Source organism: Methylomonas subterranea (genome assembly GCF_024505185.1).
Lineage (GTDB): Bacteria > Pseudomonadota > Gammaproteobacteria > Methylococcales > Methylomonadaceae > Methylomonas > Methylomonas subterranea.
Genome location: NZ_JANIBJ010000019.1, coordinates 17350 through 39089 on the forward strand (window position 1 = coordinate 17350; position 21740 = coordinate 39089).

Genomic DNA, 21740 nt, shown 5'->3' on the forward strand with positions numbered 1-21740 from the left:
GCCAAGAATGATTTGCTTTAAGCCGCTCCCGCCGTTTCTTGCCAGTTGATTCTTACTTATCACCGCATACAAGAGGAAAAGCTATGAATTCAGTTAGCGAAGAAGAACGCAAGAAAATTCTGGAAAGCTCGCCGGTCGGCACCTGGGCATTGATGTTGATCGTGGGAGGCGGCATGGTCATCGCATGGCTGCTGATGTACTACGGGGTATTTTTACCTCGCGGCCATATCGGTTAAGGGGGCATCATGCATATCGATCAACTGGAAAAAAAATGGGCCACGCTATCGCTGGGAATTGCCGGCCTGTTTGTGGCTATCATCCTGGGCTCCGCATTGTTCCACGGCATCCATGCGCCGAGTAACGTCGAAACCATTGATTCCGCCCGCCTGCACCTGTCGGAAGAGTTTGCCGAAGACAATCTGGGGCTGCAACGCAATCCGGACGGCAGCGTTACCGTGCGTCTGGTGGCCGGCCGTTACGGCTTTTACCCGAAAACCCTGACTTTACCCGCCGAAACGAATCTGACCTTTCGCTGGGTCAGCCTGGACGTCATCCATGGCGTGCATATTCCGATGACCAACATGAGCACCATGATAGTGCCCGGCTATGTGGCACAGGTCAAAACCGTGCTGCGCCATACCGGCGATTACCCGCTGTTGTGCAACGAATATTGCGGCATGGGCCATGCGCACATGTGGAGCAATATCAAAGTGGTCAGCAGATCGGAGTGGGACAAATCGAATAAATCAGCGGGAGTCAGCCATGAGTAATACCGAAGAGAAAAAATTGGCGCTCACCCACTTGTGGGTGGCGTTTGCCGCCTTTGCCCTGGCCGCCGTGATGGGGCTTTATCAAGTCGTCGAGCGTAGCGGCTTTTTCGGCTTTCTGGAATCGCGGGAAGTTTATTACGCCTCGGTCAGTACGCACGGGGTATTGATGGGCTTCGTGCTGACCACCTTCTTTATCATGGGATTCGGCTACTACGTCGCCACCAGCAGTCTGAAACTGCCGGTATGGAATAAAAGCTTCGCCTGGGCCGGCTTCGGCGTGTCCTTGCTGGGCGTGGTGTTGGCCGCCCTACCCTTGCTGGGCGGAGCGGCATCGGTATTGTTTACCTTTTACCCGCCGATGAAAGCCCATCCACTATTTTACATAGGCGCAACCTTGCTGGTGGTGGGTTCCTGGTTTTGGTGCGTTTCCATGATAGTAATGTACATGCAATGGAAAAAAGCCAATCCCGGCGCGCCGGTACCCTTGGCGATGTTCGCCACCACCGGCAATGCCATGCTGTGGCTATGGACGAGTGCCGGCGTGGCGGTTGAAGTGCTGTTTCAATTGATACCGTGGTCGCTGGGCTGGATAGACAGCATAGATCCCGGCTTGGCTCGCACCTTGTTCGCCTGGACCTTGCACCCCATCGTGTATTTCTGGCTGATTCCCACCTACACAGCATTTTATTGTCTGGTCCCCAAACAAGCCGGCGGTTATTTGTTCAGCGACGAAATGGCTCGGGCGGCCTTCATCCTGTTGATCGTTTTCAGCCTGCCCATCGGTTTCCATCATTTGTACATGGATCCGGAACAGGCACACGGCTGGAAAATCCTGCACGCCATCGGCACCTTCGTGGTAACCCTGCCCACCTTCGTTACCGGCTTTACCGTGATTGCCTCGCTGGAAATCGCCGGCCGGCTGAACGGCGGCAAGGGCCTGTTCGGCTGGATAGCCGCCCTGCCGTGGACCAACCCCATGGTGCTGGCCATCATTCTGGGTTTGTTGATGCTGATCTTCGGCGGCTTCGGCGGCCTGGTCAATGCCAGCTATGCCATGAATGCCATGGTACATAACACCGCCTGGGTGTCCGGCCACTTTCATCTGATTTTCGGCGGCACCACCATCATCATGTACTTCGGCATCGCCTATTATTTCTGGCCGATTCTGACCGGCAAACCCTTGCATAGCCCATCCTTGGCCATCACCCAGTTATGGAGCTGGTTCATCGGCATGATCATCATGACCACTCCCTGGCATATCCTGGGCTTGCTGGGACAACCGCGCCGGATCGACAGTGTCAATTACAACAACCTGCTGACCTTGTCCTGGGAGCCTTATGAAGTCACCATGATATTCGGCGGACTGATTCTGTTGGTTTCTTCGGGCTTGCTGGTCTACAACCTCTACAAAACCCAGATCGGCGGCGAGTCGTATCAAGGTGAAGTCGAATACGCCGAGCCGATTCATGCCCCAAGCGATTTACCCGAATACTTAAACAGTTTCAAAGTGTGGAACATCATCATCGCGGTCTTCATGCTGATTGCCTTCGGCTATCCGATATTGCAATTCTTCCGGATGGAAACCTTTGGTTCAGGCGCATGGGGGGTCTGATCATGAAAAATATCATTTTAAGCCTAGCCATTTGTTTACCGGCCTTCGCCCAAGCGCAACCGTCCTCGCAAGTCGCCTGGACTCCGGAACAGCTGAATTTCGCCAAGGCCGGCGATCCGGTAAAAGGCCAGGAAAAGGCTAAACTGTGCGGCGGTTGCCACGGCGAAAAAGGCATTAGCGCATCGCCCAGTTATCCTTCGCTGGCCGGACAATTGCCGACTTACCTGTACAAGCAACTACAGGATTACAGCAACGGCAGCCGCCAGGATCCCATGATGGATGGGGTTGCCAAGAGTCTGACGCCGCAAGACGCCGCCGACTTGGCCGCTTGGTTTGCATCCCTGCCGCCGGCTTTTCAGTCCCGCAGCCCCATGGTGTACGAGCAAGCCGGTAATTTGGTGAAAAACGGCGACCGCGACCGCATGCTGCCGCCTTGCGAGGTTTGCCACGGTAGCGCGGGTAAGGGTCAAGCCATGGATATCCCGGCCTTGTCGGCTCAAAATGCGGCTTACATTTCCTTTACCCTGAAAGCCTTCAAGTCCGGCCAGCGTCACAACGACATCTACGGCCGCATGCGCATATTGGCGGAAAGTCTGAGCGACCAGGAAATAGAAGAGCTGGGTTTTTACTATCAAAACATCAGGAATTAACGCCCTCCGCCGCTAAACAACAAGCGGGTCGCCGTTGGCCCGCTTGTCCTGTTCCGATTACCACCCCTTACACGGATTTTTATGTCTTCTGAAAACAACGTCCCAGTTAAATATGCCTACAAGGGCGCCAATTTGATCAGTTTCGGCACCTCGATCAAATTATTGTTCACCGGATACCTGACCACCATAGCCGCCGGCTACCTCATGGCGCTGATTCAGATTTTGTTTACCCATGGCATGGCGGACGGCAAGTTTGGTCTGTCGTTGAATGACGTAGTCTACAGTTATTACGGAGATCGTTCCGGTTCGGTTTTGGAATCCAAACTAAACGGCTCCATGAAATTCAACGCGCCGGAAGAAGACCGCTTCAAAATCATCCAATGGGTACGCGACGGCGCGAAACAAACCGAATACGACGCCGATATCAAACCCATCGTGGAAAAAAACTGCCTGATGTGCCACAACGCCGGCGCGGGCTCGATACCGGATTTCGCCGACTTTACAAATCTGCAAAAGCTTTCGGAATCCAGCGAGGGCGCCACCTTTCAATCCTTGACCCGCCTGTCTCACATTCATTTGTTCGGCATCAGCTTTATCTTCATGTTCGTCGGCCTGATTTTCAGTTTTAGTACCGGCGTGCCGTGCTGCTATAAATACCCTGCCATCATCATGCCCTATTTATTCTTGCTGATAGACATTGCCTCCTGGTGGCTGACCAAACTTAATCCGCATTTTGCCTGGCTGGTGATAGTCGCCGGTATCGGCCTGGGCATTTCCTTTGCCTTCATGTGGTCGGTGTCCATGTATCAAATGTGGATACTGGGCGGCATACGCAAGCAAACCGACCGCCGCAATGCCATCATGCGGGATTGAATGCACTATTCTTATCACTTTAGCCCAACCTGATCGCGAGCCATCATGGACAACCCCGCCTCCATTCAAAGTAAAATTCTGTTAAGCATTGCCAGCGTGTTTCTGGTGTTGATGTCCGTCAGCATGTTGTTCATGGTGGACAGACAAAAACAAATGGTGCTGACCCTGGCCACCGAAAAAGCCCGCGACATTGCCAACAGCTATTTCGACGGCCTGAACGCCATGATGCTGTCCGGTTCCATGGCGCAAAGCCGGGTTCTGCGGGAAAAAATTCAATCGCATGACGATGTCATCGAAGTCCGCCTGATTCGCGGCCAAGCCATCATCGACAGTTACGGACCGGGTTCCGGCGAACAACGCCCGCTAGACGATCTGGATAGAAGCGGCTTGTCCGGCAAGGCCGCCAGCCGCTACCCCGACGGTACCAACGGCAACAGCGTGGTCACGGTCGAACCCATCCTCGCCAGCGCCAATTTCAAGGGTACCAATTGCCTGACCTGCCATAATGTACCGGAAGGCACGGTGCTGGGGGCGACCCGGGTCAGCTATTCCTTGACCAGCCTGCACGACAAGATCACTGGTAATTTCGCCATTGCCGCCGCCATCGCCGGCGCTTTGTTTATGGCCGGCATGATCCTGATTACTTGGCTGATGCGCAAAATCGTCGTCACCCCGCTGGAAGAAATCCGCGGCACCATGAACACCATCAGTCGCGATGCCGACTTGCGCAAGCGCTTGACCATCAACTCGAATGACGAAATAGGCCAGCTCGGCAGTTCTTTCAACGCCATGTTGAATAATTTTGCCACCAGTCTGAGCCATGTCTCCGATACCAGCCTGCAACTGAGCAAGGCCACCTCGCAAATTTCCAGCGTCGCCCGTCAAACCACGGAAGCCGCCAGACAGCAACGCCATGAAACCGAATCGGTCTTGCGAGCCATACAGCAATTGGAATCGTCGGTGCATGAAGTGCGCTCGGGCGCCGGCGGCGCCTCGCAAGCCTCCATAGAGGCCGACCAACAGGCGGCCACTGGCGCCGCCACCACCAAAAATGCCATTGACGGCATTTACGAGCTGGTTTCGCAAATCGAGCGGGCCTCTGAAGTCATCAAACGTCTGGACGAAAAAAGCAAGGGCGTCGGTGCGGTATTGGATGTAATTAAAGGTCTGGCGGAGCAAACCAACTTATTGGCGTTGAATGCCGCCATCGAAGCCGCCCGCGCCGGCGAACAAGGCCGCGGCTTTGCCGTGGTGGCCGACGAAGTCAGAACCCTGGCCACCCGCTCGCACCAAGCCACCGAGGAAATCGAAAAAATCATTGCTCAATTGCAGCGCGAAGCCAAGGATGCCGTTGCCGTGATGGAAAACGCCAAGGACAGCGCCGAACAGCGCCGCTCGCAAGTGCAAAGCGCGGACGAAGGCTTGAATCTGATCGCCGAGCGCGTCACCCATATCCGTCAATTGAATGCGCAAATGGCCGAGGCGGCCGACAATCAAAATCAATTGGCGCAACATGTCAGCCAAAGCGTGTCCAACATCAGCCGCCTGACCGACCGCACCGCCCACGACGCCGAGCAGACCAATCTCGCCAGCAATGAACTGGTGCAACTGGCCAACCGGCTGAATCAACTGGTGGAACAGTTCAAGCGCTAAGGATTCCGCTCAAAATAACTTCCGTATTCCGTCCCCTCTTCCTCCGGGAGAGGGCTAGGGTGAGGGATAAAACGAGGGAAGTTATTAAGAGAGGAACTCTAAATACCCGATCATGCCAACCCGCGCCGCACTCCAGGCAAGGCTATCGCCACCGCGAACAAGCCGTCAGGCGAAAGTCCAGCCGCGTAATTTGTCTTTGCGAATCCGGCCTAGGGCAATACGATCCGCTCTCCCGCCTGCAAACCGGCAATGATTTTAATTCGGCCGTCCGCATAGCGTTGGCCCAAACGCACAAAACGCCGCGTGATTTGCCCGTCATGCAGCAGCCAAACCGCGTCCAGTTGGCCGGCCTGTTGCAGATAGTTTTGCGGGATCAGCAATACCTGCTCTTGCCCTTGCGGAATCCGCAGGCGGGCAAACTGGCCGGGAAACAATCCGGCCCGCTGTTCGGCACGGGTTTTGATCAGCACGCTACGGGCCGCGGGTTCCGCCGCCGGCACTATCTCGGCTATCGTCACCGGCAAGGTTTTATCCAGCGCGTCGATACGGGCCTCCAACTGTTGACCGGGTTGCAGGCCGACGGCAACGGATTCCCGCACATGGGCTTCGAAACGCAGCGACGCCGGGTCGTAAAGGGTCAATAATTTTCCGCCGGGCAGGGCGATGTCTCCAGGTTCCGCATGGCGGTCGATCACGCGGGCGGTAAAGCCGGATTTTATCCGGCCGTAGTCCGCCACGTGCCGGCTTTCATTCAGGGCCTGCCGGGCGGTGCCGAATTGCGCATTTAGACTTTCATAATCCGCCTTGGCGCTTTCCAGATCGGCCAGCGTGGCACTTTGTTTGGTATAAAGACCTTGGGTTCTGTTGAAGTGGCTCCGGGCGCTTTGCAAGCGGGCGCCGATGGCCGCCAGGTGGGCCGCGGCCTGGGCACTGCGGGCCTTGATGTTTTCATCGTCCAGCGAAATCAACAGTTGGCCGGGTTTGACCGTATCGCCCGACTTGACATGAATAGCCTGGATGCGGGCCTGAATCTGCGCCGCCACCTCGGTGGTTTGCCCAGACTGCACCGTGGCGGCAACCTCTTCGAACAGCGGGATGCTCTCCAGGGCCAAAGTCAATGCGGGGCCGGTGTAACTATCGCCGGCTTCGGCAAGGCCCGGCCGGATTTTATGTTCAAAGGCGCCGGCCATCCACAAAATCATCAGCAGCAAACCCGACAGCGTGACTGCCGATGTGACGAGGGTTTTATGGGACCTGGACAACATCATGCCTCCGAACCTGAGTAAATGAGGTAGTAAACCGCCGGTATCGCGAACAACGTAAACAGGGTGGAGCCGATAATGCCGAAAATGATGGCAATGGCCAAACCGCTGAATACCGGATCCAGCACGATGACGATATTACCCAACAAGGTGGTGCCGGCCGTCAATAACACGGGCCGCATTCGAACCGATCCGGCTTGCAGCAAGGCATCGCGCAAGGCCAAGCCTTCGTTTCTGGCCTGGGTAATGAACTCCACCAGTATCAGCGAGTTTCTGACCACGATGCCGGCCAGCGCAATCATGCCTATCATGGCTGTGGCCGTAAACAATACCGGTTCGGGGCTGCCGTCTATGCTGCGTTCGCCGAACTGATTCAACAGCCAAAATCCCGGCATGATGCCGATCACGGTCAAGGGTATCGCCGACATGATGATCAAAGACAAACTGGTCGAGGCGGTTTGCAGGCGCAATACGAAGAAAATTCCCAGCAGCGCAAAGGCGAACGCCAAGCCCATGTCGCGAAACACTTCCACGGTGACCTTCCACTCGCCTTCACCGCCCCAATTCAGGCTTACGCCATCCGGTAGTTGCCAGGGAATGCCGCCGCCGGAATTGAAAAAGGTGCGTTGCGTCCAATGCGCCGCACTGGCGTCCGCTCCGTGCAGATCGGCGGCGACATCGGCGATGACTTCCGCCGGCGTGCGCCCTTCCAATTCCGCCATGACGTAGACCACCGGTTTCAAATCCTTGTGGTAGATGGCTTGGTCGGCCGGGGATTCGACAAACTCGCCGAGTTCGGCCAAGGAAATCATGGCCGGCCCCGCCCGACTTTGCACCCTGAGCGGCAATTCGCCGAAGGCCTGTCGGCTGTCGCGCGCGGCCGCCGGCAGACGCACCTGTATCGGGACCGGATGGATTTCCCGTTCCTGATTGAAATAGCCGGCTGTAGCCCCCCGGTTGGCCAAACTTAGGGTTTGCGCGATATTTTGGGTATCGATGCCGGACAGCGCCGCTTTTTCCTTATTGGTCACGAAACGCCAGCGGGTCTGGGCCGATTCCACGCTGGAATCGATATCCACCACGAACGGCTCTTGCGCCAAGCGCCGCATCACGACACCGGCGGCCTGTCTCAGTTGCGCATAGGGGGTCAGAGTCCGGCCGTAAAGCTCCGCCACCAGAGTGCTGATGACGGGCGGTCCGGGCGGCACCTCGACGACTTTGACCGAAACGTCGTCGGTATTTAGCGGCGCCAACAAGGCCCGCAGCCGCATCAGAATAGGGTGCGATTGGTGCTCGCGCCGCGCCTTGGGCGCCAAGGTCAGGCGAATGTCGGCCAGATTCGGCGCCAGCCGGTAATCGTATTGGCGCACCAAACCGTTGAAGTCTATCGGCGACGGCAGGCCGACATAAGCCGCCCGTGCGGCGATTTCCGGCAATTGCGCGGCCAGTTGCGCGGCCTGTCTGGTCACGGCGGCGGTTTGTTCCAGGCTGGCCCGTTCCGGCATATCGATGATGATCTGCATTTCGTCCTTATTATCGAAAGGCAGCAGTTTCAGCGGCACCATGCGCAAAACCGGCAACATGGCGGTGATCACGAACAACACCAGCATCAACAAAATCAAATACCAAGCCGCTCTGCGATTGGCGATGCAGGGTGCCACCATGCGGGCGTATAAACCGCTGGCGGCATTATCCTCCGCCACTTCCCGGCTTGGCTTGAGCGCTTTTGCGGCCAGCCAGGGTGTGACGATAAAGGCAACCACGGTGGATAACATCACCGCCACCGGCACGTTAAACGCCATCGGCGCCATGTAAGGCCCCATCATGCCGGTAATGAAGGCCAAGGGAATGAAGGCCAGAATGATGGTCAGGGTCGACATCAACAGCGCCGGACGAATTTCAGCCATTGCCGCCACAATGCGTTCATGCGGAATGCCGCTACCCTGCCGCATAAAGCGTTCGATGTTGTCGATGCCGGTAATCGGGTCGTCGACCAATAGACCCAAGGCCAGAATCAGCGCAAACAGGGTCACCCGGTTGATGGTGTAGCCGAATGCCATATCCAGCAGCAGCGTGGCGCCGTAGCAAATCGGTATCGCCAATCCGACCACCAAGGCCGGCCGCCAGCCCAAAAAAATGCCGATGAACAACACTACGGTGGCGATGGCGAATCCCAAGCTGCTGACCAGATCATTGACTTTGTCGTTGGCCGTCTGTCCGTAATCGCGCAGCACTTCGACATGCACTTCAGGCGGCAACAAGGTTCGAGAGAGTTCGCCCAGCTTTTTGTGAATGTTTGCCGCCAAGGTTACCGCGTTGGCGCCGCGCTTTTTGGCGACCGCCAGCGTGACCAGCGGATAATCGTCTTCAAACTCGTTCGCCAAGGGGTGGGCCGGCGCAAAGCCGAGCCAGTTGTAATGGTCCGGTTCGGCCGGACCGTCCTGGATGTCGGCGACATCGGTCAGATAAACCGGAACGCCATCGATACGATTGACCACCAGTTTGCCCAATTGCTCGCCGGCGGTCAGAAAATCGCCGGCCTCCAGCCGAATGGTCGTGTTATTGGCCGAGACTATGCCGGCATCCAGCAACTGGTTGGCCCCCCGAATGGCCGCTACCACATCCAGCGCCGTGGTATGCCGTGCCGCCAGACTCTGCGGATTCAGTAACACCCGCAGGCTGCGCAAGCGTCCGCCGATCACGTTGATCTGATTGGTGTCCTTGATTTGTTGCAATTCGACGGTGAGTTCATCGGCAAAGCGTCGTAATTCGTAATCGCCGTATAAATCCGGCTGGCTGCTCCACAGGCCGGCGATCACGATAGGCACGTCATCCACTTCCACCGGCTTGACCAGCCAGTTCGCCACCACGGCCGGAATCTTGTCCTGATTGGAATACAGCTTGCTGTAGACGTTCAACAACGCATCTTCCCGGTCTTCGCCGACAAAAAAACGCAAGGTGACGATGGTTTGGCCGTTGACGGTGCGGGAATAGACATTCTCCACGCCGCTGATTTGGGTGAGTAGTTTCTCCAGCGGCTGAGTCACCTGATTTTCGATCTGCACGGCCGACAACCCCGGCGCGGACACCAACACATTCGCCATCGGCACCACAATCTGCGGCTCCTCTTCGCGCGGGGTCAACAGCAATGCCAACACCCCCAGCGCGATGGAGAGCACGAACACCAACAAGGGCAAACCGCCTTGCAGCGAATAGCCGACCAGACGATCCAATACATGCGGTTTGGGGTTATCGGGTAAGTTTGGCAAGGCGGTGGCCGGTAATTGGTTTCAGTTACCGGGCTTAGTGTAGCGTTTCATGAAGCTCGCGTCACCCCGACCAGTCCCGTGACACATATTCGTAACATTGTCCTGCTATAAGCAAAAGGTTTATGCCAATTTCCCGAAGAGTCAATGTATGTCAAATATTACTGAACATTTGGTGCGCGGTTTCGACGACGAAATCAATCATGCCCGACAACTGGTCATTGAAATGACGCAATTGGTCACCCGGCGGATGGAGCAAGCCTTACTGGCCCTGGAAGCGGGCGATGACACCGTGGCTCGGCAGGTTGTGGCCGGCGACAAGCAGGTGGATCGATACGAAGTTGCCATCGACGGCGCGGTGCTGAAGATTCTGGCCCGCCGCAATCCGGTGGCCGGCGATTTGCGCACCGTATTGTCGATTTCCAAAATAGCCGTCGAGCTGGAAAAAATCGGTAACGACATTGCCGATTTTGCCGGCTTGGTGGCTTATCTGTTCGGCCCCGACACCAGTAATCCAAACCATGCACTACTGTTGGAAATTTCCAAATTCGGCAATTTGATCAAAAGCATGCTGGATAGGCTAACCCTGGTCTTGGAAAAAAACGACATCCAACCCGCCTACAGCCTGCTGGAAAACGAGCGGGATTGTCAGGAAGAGTTCCGCGACGGCATCAGGCAGCAACTGGATTTTGCCATTCAGGACGCGCGCCGCATCGGCCGGGCGCTGACCCTGATGCGTATGATGAAAGTGCTTGAGGGCTGCGGCGAACATTGTTGCCATATCGCCGAATACGTCATATTCATGCAGGACAGTATTGATGTGCGCCATCAGATGCCCAAATAGGATTTCGTTACAAACAATCTTCCCTTTGAAAAAGGTGATGGCGGGGAATTGCTTTAAAAATCTCCCCAGCCCCGCCGCTCCATCGCGCCGGTTGATTTTGCACGGCGCGCAGTGATTGATAACCTTATTCCATCAGTAAAATTCAGGCACAAAAAAAGCCTCTATCTTGAGCAACGATAGAGGCCATAGAGTGCGCGGTCCAGGAGTACCGCTTGACAAGCAGGGAGGTCACACAAAAACTTTACGCACGGGCGGTTTGAGCCAAAATCCGGGTATGGGTTAAAAATGCCATGCTAAACAGCATGGTGGAGGCGACGAACTGAGCCGACAAAAAACTCGAAATGCCGGTAAGCACAAACAGTCCGGTCATTACGTTTCTATACCAATGTTTCGATGTATTCATTCGCGCCACCTTGAAAGTATTCCGCCGTTGTTAAGTACGGTTTCACTATATACCCCTGAATATTATTTTCAATCAGGCATTTAACGATTTGTTTGTTTCAAAATACCAAACAATAGCGGGTAAATTTTTCCTATATACTGAGCGGATTAGTCGGCTTTTGCTTTCATGGCTCGTGGTTCGGCCGCGCTTATGTCCGACGCTCCTTGAAGATCAAATCCTGCATCTGCCGCGTCACATTCCGCCCATCGCTATCCTGCTCCAAGGCCATAATAAACAAGCAACGCCCTTGGCTGGATTTCGCCCACAACTCGCCTACCGCGCGCTTTTCCGCTGAATCGTCGTTGCTGGCGTAGGCTTCGCCCTTGTACTCGACGACCAGCATCCGGCCGTCTTTCAATTCGCAGACAAAATCCGGGTAAAAGCGGTTATGTGCCAGCGGCAGCCAAAACGAGGCATGATCCCGGCGAACCAGATTCCGAATCCAAACCTTCACTTCCGGCAGGCTATCAATGGCTTTGGCGCATTCGTATTCCTCGCCTTGAGCTTTCAAATCCTCAATGATCGGATAAAAATGCTTCTGGAATTTGTAGCGGCCGGCGTAATACGGTGGCCGTGCCGGGTAGTGTTGCGGCGAAAAGCGATAAACAAACTCATCGCTTAATAAGACCTGGGCATCGTCGCCGAACAAGGTTTGCTGGTAACCGGTTTTTTGCGCGCGTTTGCGGTATAGGCCAATTAAATCCCTGACCGCTCGTAACAAGGGGTATTTATTGCGGACCAGCGCCGTCAAATTGATGTTGGCTGTTTGCAGCAAATCGTTGATCAACAAGGAACTGAATTTAATCAGGTCGCGCTGCATCACATCGGCTTGCTTGCATTCTCGATCCAGCCAGCCGATCAAGTCTTGTTCGGTGACCTCCAACAAATCGTCATTGAGATTGATCACCTCGTTTTGCCGGGCAATGTGGTAACTGATTTCCTTGCCATCCATGTCGATGGAAAAACTGTTGCTGGTTTCCTGTATGCGGAAGTTATTCAATTTGGCCGGATAATCGAGCAAGTTCAACTGACCATTTTCCAAAATGGTTTCCGGTTCGACCAGTTCCAATTCGTCTTGAATGACAGCGCACAGCAACGGCAAACGACCAAAGCTTTCGCCACGCTCCGAGGGTGATTGTTGCGCCTGGATACTTTGATTGTGGATGCGCAAATCACGGGCGATGGCTTCTTGCGCGGGCTTTTTACCCACCGCTTTCAGCAAGGCTTGCTGCAACGGTTCGGACACTTCACCGCTAATGCGCACGACATACGCGCCGTTATCCTCACTAATGGCCAATTGGCGTTTGTCGGCCTCGTCCAAATGTTCCAGATTCGGCATGGTAGGCAATTCAATCACCAAAGCAGCCGGCACCGGTTTGGAAACCTCGGCACCGTTAGGTCCAAATAAATCGGTTTGCCCGCCGCCCACCGGCGCTTGCTGCCGCAAAAACGCCGCAACTTCCATTTCCTCAAAGCCCATCGCAATCAACTTGTCGGTCAATTCCTTGGCGGCATTGGCAAAGCCCTTGGTGGCTAGATGCGCATAGGCCCGGTTCAGATCTTCGATCATCCGTCGGCGGGCAAACGGCATCCGCAGCACCCGGCCCAGCAATTGTTCGGCGTCCTTGCTGGAACTAACTTGCTTGACCGAGCAAAACACATAGGCAAACGAACAATCCCAGCCCTCTTTCAAGGCTTCGATGGTGATGATGTATTCAATCGGGCAAGCGGGATCGAACAAATTCAGGCCATCCAGTTCGCGTTGGTTGCCGGTGGCAATGGCGATGGTGTCGGCTTCGATGTGCAAATCATCGGTTAGATAGGCTTTCAACACCTCAACCGTGACTTCACCGTTTTTGGCTTCGGCTTGCAGCAAGGCAAGCGGGCGAATATAAGCCTCGTCCTTTTGCGCATCCAGAGCGAGTTTATTGCGAGTGATAACTGTATCCCGCACCGCATCCTGCCAGTTTTGATGCTCGGTCAAAATGATCGGCAGCTTAATCATCTCTTCGGCTTTCAATTCCGCCGCCGAAACGTGGTAAAGAATGTTGCTGCCGTTGGTAGTCGAGGTGTTCGGCGTGGCGGTAAATTCGATAATCGCCGCCGGATGCACACGCTGCAAGGTGTCGAAGGTCAATGAGGTTCTGGCGTTATGCGCCTCGTCGACTATCAACAGCGGACGGTGCAGGGCCAGCAGGTTGGCAAACGAGTATTTGATTTTGCCGAGTTCTTGAGCACTTAAACCCACTTCCTGAATATCGGCTGCGCCGACTTTTTCCAACCGATCCAGATATGGATGGTTGGGCGGCAACTTGGCGAAATGCGGCTCGAAGTTTTCGTGATAGGCATACACCTTGCGCCCCGAGGTATCGTTAACGCGCAAATTAGCCAGCGTCGACACCACCACAATGGCTTTCTGTCCGATGTCTTGCGGCCTGATTTGCGTGACTTCGTCAATGTCCAACACCAGCACTTGATGGTTAAAGGCAAAATCCAGTTTTTCCCGATAGGGATGACCGGGCTTTTTCAAGGCTTCAACGGTTTGTTGCCGAATGGTATTACTGGGAACCAGCCACAAGGTGATCGGAAAATCCACATCCAGATAACTTTTAGCCGCCGTGACGATGGCATGAGACGCCAGCAGGGTTTTACCGCCGCCGGTGGGAATGCGGAAACACACATAAGGCACGTCGGCAAAGCCGTAATCGCGATAAGCCAACGGCGGTAAGCCTTGTCCTTGCAGCGTTTCGGCGTAAGCTTCAGTGATGTTTTGCCGGTCGCGAGCCTTGGACAGAAAACTGTCCAGCGTATCGATGGCGCGTTGTTGGTAGCCTTTCAGTGTCAGCATGGCAATTCTTGCTAAGTGCTAGTTATAAACCGACGAACGGTGATCCAGCGAAACCACCAGCACGATCAATGTGTCATCGATAATCCGCGCCAATATTCGGTAATCACCCACGCGGTAGCGCCACAGCTCGGACAAGGCGCCGTGCAGGGCTTTACCACTGGCGCGCGGGTTGTCCAATCCTTGCAATTTCAGCAAGAAATCCTGTAGCCGTTTTTTGCTGGCGTTATCCATTTTGGCAAACTGTTTGGCCGCCTTGGGAGTAAACTCGACTTTATACCCCATGTTCCGCGATCACTTTCTCTAATGGTAGCGAGGCTTCGCCGCTATCGATGAATGCCTGATAAGCCGCTACGGCGTGTTCCGCGTCTATCTTGTCTTCTAAATAAATATCGAGAAGCCGATCCACAAATTCAGCCAAGTTTCGGCCTTCGTCCTGGGCGGCGTGAATCAAACGGTTTTCGGTGTTTTTGGGTAGATCAATCATGGTGTTTACTCCCAAGTTAAAATAGTTTTTCGTCTCTCGTTCCCGCGCGGCGAACTTATCGATAAAAATCCCCGTAAAAACGGGTTAACCTATTCCCCCCGTAACTATTCAGTGTTGAATAACTATCCCTTCTCCCTCCGGGAGAAGGTTAGGATGAGGGGATAAAACAAGGCTTTTTGCCTTTCTTTTTCTCCCTCACCTGCCCTCTCCCGCTGGAGAGGGGCTTTAGTGCTTCGCGCTGAATAGTTACTTCCCAGGGGGTTAGGGGGATTCTTACGCCCCTGTATTGTGGCATTTATGATTGCCAAAACCGCGTCTGTTTCCAGTAATACCTGCCCGTTATCGAAACGCAGTACCAACAAGCCTAATCCTGCCCGCAATTCATCGCGTTTTTGGTCTTTCAATTTATGCGTTGTTTCAGCATGCTGGCTACCATCAATTTCTATAACCGACTTTGCCGCCGGACAATAAAAATCGACAACAAAATTTAACAATGGCTTTTGCCGATAAAATTGCACGCCTTATATTTGTTTGCGGCGTAGTCGATACCACAATATTTGTTCCGCATCGGTCATATTCGTTCTCAGCGAACGAGCCGTTGCTTTTAAATGTTTGTTGTATTTTTCCAATGTAAAAATCCCCCCCACCCCCCTTTTTGCAAAGGGGGGAATGGCCGCGCCAATGCCGTTAAGTTAAACATTTCACCATTCACCCCCTCTTCGAATTCGCTCTCCTCTTTGAAAAAGAGGGGTAGGGGGAGATTTTTTAAAATACCCCTTTCAATCCCCTTTATGCCCTTGGGTACTTATTCAAAGTGGAAGTACGCTTCACTTTACAGCACTGCACACATCACAACGCCTTCACATCATACGGAATTTGTTTGAAGGTGATGTTGTGCTCGGCCAGACGGGACGGGCCCAGGCGGCAGCTTTCACCGTAGATCGTGACCGGGCCGGCGTGGTCGGCTATGCCCTGCAATTCGGCCAGCACACGCGAAGTCAGCACGTTGCCGCCTTGCGGGCGGCGGTCGCCGAGAATGCCGTTGTACAGCAGATAGTAGGCGGTGCCGTCGTCAACGCCCAGCAACGGCGAATACCCCGGCGGGCACAAGTCGGCCGGTTTGGCCAGCGGCGTTTTGGTTTCCGCGTACCAAATGTGCGCGGCCAGCGCGGCGAATTGGATGTCGTGATTGAGTTTGCCGTAGGCGTCGAACACCGGTTCGCCCAGCTTGAAGAAGCGAAAGCCGCCGCCACCCTGCCAGTTGACGGCCTTGGAAATGCCGCCTTGTTCGCCATCGACAACCTTGCACAAACGGGTTTGGCAATGGCTTTGCGCGTGGTCGCCCATTTCAATGCCGATGTAGCGGCGGTTCATTTTGTGGGCCACGGCGGCGGCGGTGCCGGAGCCGAGGAAACTGTCGAGTATTAAATCGTTGGGGTTGGTGGCTATTTGGAGAATGCGTTCAATTAATCTTTCTGGTTTTGGTGTTCCGAAAACATCTTCAGCAAATAAGCCAACGATCTCTTTTTTTGCGTCCTGAGTGTGTCCAACATCCTCATAAGACCAGAATGTTTGTGGCACAACGCCTTGTTTGACTTCACTTAAATATATCTTTGGTGCAGGCACATTGTTTCCATCTTTGCCCCACCAAATTCGTCCAACTTTATCCATGTCCCAAAACTTTTCTTCTGAAACACGCCAATACGAGCCAGCCGGTGGCCCCTCAATCAATCTTCCGCTCGGGCACCGAATCGAATAAGTCCCCTTACTATAAAAATTTCTTGCTGCGAGGTTATTCGGCCTCCAAAGCCCTCGCGGATCGTTGTCAGGATTTTTATAAGCTTTATCCTGTTTTTCAGACCGAGGCATGGGATTGGGAACCCAATTGTTACCATTTTTGGCATAAACAACGATGTAATCGTGGTCTTCTGAAAAATGGCGTGCGCTGGACTTCGGGGCGTAATTCTTTCTCCAAATCACTGAGGTTACAAAATTTCCCCGCCCAAACACCTCGTCCATCATCACCTTCAAATAATGGGCTTCGTTGTCGTCGATGGAGACCCAGATGCTGCCGTCCTCGCTGAGTAATTCCCGCAGCAGTTCCAGACGCGGGTACATCATGCTCAACCAAATCGAGTGTTCCAGATTGTCGTCGTAATGGCTGAAGGCCGAGCGGGTGTTGTACGGCGGGTCGATATAAATGCATTTGACTTGGCCGGCATAAAACGGAATCAAGGCTTTCAAGGCTTCCAGGTTGTCGCCTTGAATCAGCATATTGCGGTTGTCCATGTCGCCATATGACAATCCCTGCACTTCTTCCAGCAAACGGTAAGTGCATTGGCTAGCGGTTTTGACGGCTTGGTTTTTATTGAGCCAGTGCAGGATGGGCACGGTAGGTTCCTTTGGCGGTGTCCTTGGTTCGGTGATTGAGGCTGAACAGCGTGCAGCCCCTCTAACGATCATCGGCTGATGAATGGCCGGGAATTATATAGCATCGTCCAGCTTGCCAGCGGAGGGCGGCAATATTGCCGTCGTTTTCAATGCTAGTTTGGCCTTATTTCCGGCCCATTGACGTCTAAAAGACATTTCCAGCCCTCCAGGGCGGTCGCGGCAAAATTGGCAATAACTTGTTTCATGCGGGGAAATAATGACCTATACTCCAAAACTCCTAGTATCGGATGGAGATTTAGCATGAAAAAACTGGTATCAATTCGCGCGCTGACTGCAAGAATCAATCGGAAACTGGCCAAGGAATCCAAGAGGCTGATGAAATACAAGCCGAGGCTGGAAGAAAACCAGCCGATTGTCGAGTACGCCGTCGTCGATTTGAAGACGAACTCCATCATCAATTTTCACATGGCCAGCGAAATACAGGAGTTCGCCCGCGGGCTGGGTTGCCTGGCTTCCCTGGAAGACGTTTCACTGGAAATATAAATCACGCGTCAACCGATGATCAAAGCCGGGGCAACCCGGCTTTTTTGTGCCTAACGCTCATGAACCCGGCGCATCCCCCCGGCAAATGAAAGACAGTCGCGATGATGAACTTGCGAATCGCGACTGTGCGTCGCTCCTAGCATATCTTTCAGAGTAACGCTCATGAACCCGGCGCATCCCCCCGGCAAATGAAAGACAGTCGCGATGATGAACTTGCGAATCGCGACTGTGCGTCGCTCCTAGCATATCTTTCAGAGTAACGTTCATGAAGGTCTGGCGATCGCCCCGGCAAATGAAAGTAGTGCAGCTGGGTACGGTTCCTCGCCGGACAGGACGCCGTAAATACGTCCGTGTAGGCTCGACGGCAGCATCCTTGCTGCCGACGCCTGTCCAACAAGCAACCGTACCCGCCCGATTTTTTACTTTCAGAGTAATACCGGCAAAACGCCGCTTCAATATCGGGTCAGGGTCTGATAATCATCCCGCGGCAACACATAAAGCGGGCTGGCCGAAATGGTCAACCGCGCGTGTCCGCTATCGTCCACCGGCAATGGGCGACTTTCTCCCACCACGTCGACTACCAGCCAGGTTTTGCCGGGATCGAGCTGTAACGGCCATTCCGATACGCCTTCGTCATCGCGCCATACCATCAGGGTGGAACCGAAGCTGGCGGCTTGAATCTCGCCATCGCCGCCAGCCACGGCTTGATACGGCAAGCCGTCGATCAGGGCGCCCGCCGTATACAAGGCCGCTTCGCCGGGCTTATGCCCCATGGAATAATCCCACATGCGGCCGTAAGCCAAGTCGTATTCGTGGGCGATACAAAAGGCCAGACCCAGATAATCCGCGCGGCTGTTGACCCAGGCTATCATTTTTGCCGCCTGCTCGGCTTGCCAGCGCCGGCCGTTGAAACCGTGCATGGCCTTGGCGCCGGTTTCGCCCAGCCAAAAAGGCAAACGATTTTGTTGGCCCAAGCTGTCATATACCGCCAACACGCCGCGTTCGTCTTCCGTGCCGCCGTTGCCCAGGGGACGGTCGAAGCGGGGAGCTTTTTGCGGATAGGCGTGTACATCCCAGGCGTCCTGGTAGCGATCCAAACCCAGTTGCAGAACTTGCTTAAACCAGTCGCCCTCGCCCGGCCGCACCAGACTGCCGCCCACGTAATGAGCATCCGGGCGGGCTTGATGGGCCCTTTGATATTCCGATTTGACCCGCGCCAGCCAATGTTGAGGTTCGCGCAATGTTTGCCATTCGGCCTCGTGGCGTATGTCGATTTCATTGCTGGCCTTGAAATAGCGGGTAAATCCGGCGGCGGCATCGATGAAATTCCGCCCGGCTTCCATCTCGTCGTTCAACCAATGGCTGTCGCCGGCCGAATCGGCAAACAGCTGCAATCCCAATTGGCGGGCCTGTTGCCATTGGGGCAGATATTGGCTGTCGAAGCCCGGATAGCTGCCGTAACTGTTGAATATGCCCATGCGCCGCAGCCATTCGAAGTATGCGCCGGTTTGGCGAAAGCTGTTATCGCCGTCGGCCAGCGCGTAATAATCGTTATTCCAGAGTTTCTTGTCGGCCAAGCGCTGTTTTTGCGCCGCGTGCCCCGCCACCACGCTAAAACCGTCGGCCGGATATTGCATGATCAGCCGGCCATCCGGCGTATACAGGGATGGGAAAACCGCGTAATAACCGGGCTCGCTTATCGGCCCCAGATCGACGTCGACCTGCCCCGGAAATACGCCATCGATTTCCCGCTCGGCCATGCGCTTGCCGCTGTAATTCAACACGCGCAGGCGCAGTTTGGCCTGAAAACGCGACAAGGGCGCCGGCAAGGCGTTTTGTTCCGAAATCGGCTGCCAACGCATATCCAGCGTAAGTTTGACCGCATCGCCCGCATGCGGCAGATTGGCTGGCGCATCAACAAACACCAGCGGCCTGATCAGGCCGGCAATCCGATTTAAGGCCAGATCGGCGCTCGGGTCGCTCAGTTGGGTTTGCAAGGCTTGACTGGGCTGGCCGTCGGTGTCGGTGAACAGGGTCTTAAAGAAAAATCGCTGGCCTTGCTCATGCCGCATTACCAGTTTCAACAGCAGGCTGTGCCAGCCCGGCGCAAAGTCCAGTTCGGCCAGTTGCGGGGCTTCCCGGGCCGGCGCGGTCGAACCTTTCAGCAAACCGGCGCCAGGTTCGCCGGCGGATGAAAAGCCGGCGGGCGGCTTGGGGTTGGCTTGCAAGCGCAGCGTCCGCCCATCCAGCCAAGCCGCAGAGCGAATGCCGGATTGGGCCAAATGCAATTGCAGCCGCGCCGACCCCGGGCTGTGCAAATACAGCTGCGCGTAGCCGGTGCCGCGCGACCAATCGTAAGTGTGTTCGGCCGAATCAAATATTTCCACGCCGGCGTCACTTTGGGTAACGGCGGCGCGCCAGAGTTTCATTGCACCGCCCATCATTTGCTGGCTCAAATACGCCTGATCGGGATTGGGTCGCAGCACGGTTTCGCTGTCCAGGCCATTTATCGAAACGCCCGCCGGACCGTCCTGCAAACCGCCCACTAGCCAGGCCGCGGGCATGCCCCGCCGCAACGGTTGCGGCACGTCGGCATAGACCGGCGGCGGCGCTGGCATATGGCCGGCTTTCGCCGGATCGGCCAAAAACGCCGCTACTTGCTCGGCACTGCGAGGCCTATTCAACACCCCCAGCAGGGTAAATTTGTTGTCGCTGACCACGGCGGCCGGCAACAGCGAAACATTTAAGGCCTTGGCCATTTCAAGAGCCGGTTCGCCCAGCAGGTACTCGACGGACATCGGTTGCAGATGCTTTTGCGCTTCGCCGGCGGCAAGGCCGGCAAACAGCAATTCACCGCCCTCCCCCTTGCCATCCAACACGTACAATCGGCGTTGCGCATTGGCTTTGATCGCGGCCGAGGACAGAAAACGCTTTCTGGCTTCGGCCTGCTCCGGACTCATCCAGTCCCCTTGCGGAGTTTCCAGTTGCAATAAAAAGGCATCGAATACCTTGGCGCCGTCCGCCCGGCCGCTATTGCCGATTTCCAGCCAGCTATCGCCCGGCAGCAAGTTAATGCTGTCTGATGCGGCCAACCATTGATATTCCCACGGCGTGCTATTGCTGGTGGTCAAATCGGCTCGCATGGTCAAGCGCTCCGGGCTGGCGCCAGCCTTGACGCTGAAACGCTGGCTCACCTGAGAAGCTTCTCCGCCGCTTTTATAGCGGGCAAAAAAACGGTAGCGGCCGGGGACCAGGGCCGGCTCAGCATGAAAGGCAAAATTCGCTTGCCAATCCCCAAACCCTTGATGAAACACCTGTGCTTCGTCGTCCAGCATCAACAAGGATTCGGCACCCCGCCCCGCTTTGGCGTCGCCGGTGATGACCCGCAATCCGGCCGGCTTTTCCAGGCCGGCCCAGTGCGGAGCCTTGCCCAATTCCAGCAATACCGCCGGTTTATCGGGCAGTAGCGAAACCGGCAAGGTCGCTTTAGCTTGGGCCAATAAAAAGGCGTCGAAAGCTTTGGCGTCCTGGCCGGCACCGCTATTGCGCACTTCAACGACACGGTCGCCGGAGCGTAAATTCAGCATGCCTTCCGCGCCTATCCAGGCCGGCTGCCACCCCTTGGGTTTCAGCGCAAATGTCGCGCGTTTTTCCAATTGTTCGAGCTTCGGCCCGGCCCAGATTTCAAAGTTCTGTATGCATACATCGGGCTCGCCGCCTTGCCGCCAACGGGCCCAAAAACGGTAAGCCCCGGCCTCGGGCGCCGCGGCCAGTTGGAAACGAAACGCCGTTTCCCAGTCGCCAAAGCCGGGATGCAGACTGACTATCTCATCGTCAGCCACCTGAACGGTAGCCTCCGCCGCATTCAACCGCAAATCGCCGCTGACGAGGGTTAACGCCGGCTCCGCCATCCGCATGGGCCGGGAACCCAAATCCAGCAACAGCGCGCTGGCGGGTGTCGAGCTTACAATGGGAAAGTCGGCGAATGCCGGTGCGGCATACAAAAGAACCAAGGCGAAAACGAATTCCGCAACAAAAAAAACTGTTAACTGCGACAATGTTTTAATCATGAGATTATCCGAAAGCAGCGAAACAAATTCGC

Annotated in this window: 16 protein-coding genes and 1 pseudogene; 8 read left to right on the forward strand and 9 right to left on the reverse strand. The window is 55.2% G+C overall.

What is annotated here, in order from left to right; all coding sequences use genetic code 11:
- Positions 1–83: 83 nt before the first annotated feature.
- The 6 genes from NP590_RS11360 (at position 84) to NP590_RS11385 (ending at position 5558) form a co-directional block, all read left to right on the forward strand.
- Positions 84–236, forward strand: a complete 153-nt coding sequence (locus NP590_RS11360; protein WP_256602506.1) for a hypothetical protein — start codon at positions 84–86, stop codon at positions 234–236.
- 9 nt (positions 237–245) lie between these two features.
- Entirely contained in the window at positions 246–770 is a 525-nt protein-coding gene (locus NP590_RS11365; protein WP_256602507.1) for a cupredoxin domain-containing protein, read from the forward strand.
- Positions 763–2382, forward strand: coding sequence for a b(o/a)3-type cytochrome-c oxidase subunit 1 (locus NP590_RS11370; protein ID WP_256602508.1), 1620 nt, complete (start codon positions 763–765; stop codon positions 2380–2382). The genes NP590_RS11365 and NP590_RS11370 overlap by 8 nt, the downstream gene beginning before the upstream one ends.
- A gap of 2 nt (positions 2383–2384) precedes the next feature.
- The gene (locus tag NP590_RS11375; protein ID WP_256602509.1) at positions 2385–3032 is read left to right on the forward strand and encodes a c-type cytochrome; all 648 of its coding nucleotides are present in this window, start codon (positions 2385–2387) and stop codon (positions 3030–3032) included.
- 81 nt (positions 3033–3113) lie between these two features.
- Positions 3114–3905 (forward strand): Aq_1264-related membrane protein, encoded by a 792-nt coding sequence (locus NP590_RS11380; protein ID WP_256602510.1) that lies wholly within the window; start codon positions 3114–3116, stop codon positions 3903–3905.
- Positions 3906–3950: 45 nt separating this feature from the next.
- Positions 3951–5558 carry a methyl-accepting chemotaxis protein gene (locus NP590_RS11385; protein WP_256602511.1) on the forward strand — a complete coding sequence of 536 codons (1608 nt, stop codon included), beginning with the start codon at positions 3951–3953 and terminating at the stop codon, positions 5556–5558.
- 209 nt (positions 5559–5767) lie between these two features.
- Here NP590_RS11385 and NP590_RS11390 read toward each other — a convergent pair whose 3' ends face one another.
- Together NP590_RS11390 and NP590_RS11395 are read right to left on the reverse strand one after the other, a co-directional pair.
- Positions 5768–6826, reverse strand: a complete 1059-nt coding sequence (locus tag NP590_RS11390; protein ID WP_256602512.1) for an efflux RND transporter periplasmic adaptor subunit — start codon at positions 6824–6826, stop codon at positions 5768–5770.
- Entirely contained in the window at positions 6823–10089 is a 3267-nt protein-coding gene (locus tag NP590_RS11395; protein ID WP_256602513.1) for an efflux RND transporter permease subunit, read from the reverse strand. The genes NP590_RS11390 and NP590_RS11395 overlap by 4 nt, the downstream gene beginning before the upstream one ends.
- 148 nt (positions 10090–10237) lie before the next feature.
- Between NP590_RS11395 and phoU the strand changes: the two genes are divergently transcribed.
- Entirely contained in the window at positions 10238–10930 is a 693-nt protein-coding gene (gene phoU / locus NP590_RS11400) for a phosphate signaling complex protein PhoU (RefSeq protein WP_256602514.1), read from the forward strand.
- A gap of 241 nt (positions 10931–11171) precedes the next feature.
- On the opposite strand, the gene NP590_RS11405 is transcribed toward phoU, so the two are convergent.
- The 6 genes and pseudogenes from NP590_RS11405 to NP590_RS11430 form a co-directional block, all read right to left on the reverse strand.
- Positions 11172–11333, reverse strand: a complete 162-nt coding sequence (locus NP590_RS11405; RefSeq protein WP_256602515.1) for a hypothetical protein — start codon at positions 11331–11333, stop codon at positions 11172–11174.
- A gap of 187 nt (positions 11334–11520) precedes the next feature.
- A complete protein-coding gene (locus tag NP590_RS11410; RefSeq protein WP_256602516.1) occupies positions 11521–14220 on the reverse strand; it encodes a DEAD/DEAH box helicase in 2700 nt (899 codons plus the stop codon).
- 18 nt (positions 14221–14238) lie between these two features.
- Positions 14239–14502, reverse strand: a complete 264-nt coding sequence (locus tag NP590_RS11415; RefSeq protein WP_256602517.1) for a type II toxin-antitoxin system RelE family toxin — start codon at positions 14500–14502, stop codon at positions 14239–14241.
- Entirely contained in the window at positions 14492–14704 is a 213-nt protein-coding gene (locus NP590_RS11420) for a YlcI/YnfO family protein (protein ID WP_256602518.1), read from the reverse strand. The genes NP590_RS11415 and NP590_RS11420 overlap by 11 nt, the downstream gene beginning before the upstream one ends.
- A gap of 122 nt (positions 14705–14826) precedes the next feature.
- Positions 14827–15351 (reverse strand): annotated as a pseudogene (locus NP590_RS11425) (endonuclease domain-containing protein).
- Positions 15352–15553: 202 nt separating this feature from the next.
- Positions 15554–17029: a site-specific DNA-methyltransferase gene (locus NP590_RS11430; protein ID WP_256602519.1), complete on the reverse strand. Its 1476-nt coding sequence runs from the start codon at positions 17027–17029 to the stop codon at positions 15554–15556.
- A 366-nt stretch (positions 17030–17395) separates the two neighbouring features.
- On the opposite strand from NP590_RS11430, the gene NP590_RS11435 reads away from it, so the two are divergent.
- Positions 17396–17638, forward strand: a complete 243-nt coding sequence (locus NP590_RS11435) for a hypothetical protein (RefSeq protein ID WP_256602520.1) — start codon at positions 17396–17398, stop codon at positions 17636–17638.
- Positions 17639–18090: 452 nt separating this feature from the next.
- Here the strand turns inward: NP590_RS11435 and NP590_RS11440 are convergent, their stop codons facing one another.
- Positions 18091–21708, reverse strand: a complete 3618-nt coding sequence (locus tag NP590_RS11440) for a hypothetical protein (protein ID WP_256602521.1) — start codon at positions 21706–21708, stop codon at positions 18091–18093.
- Positions 21709–21740: the final 32 nt, after the last annotated feature.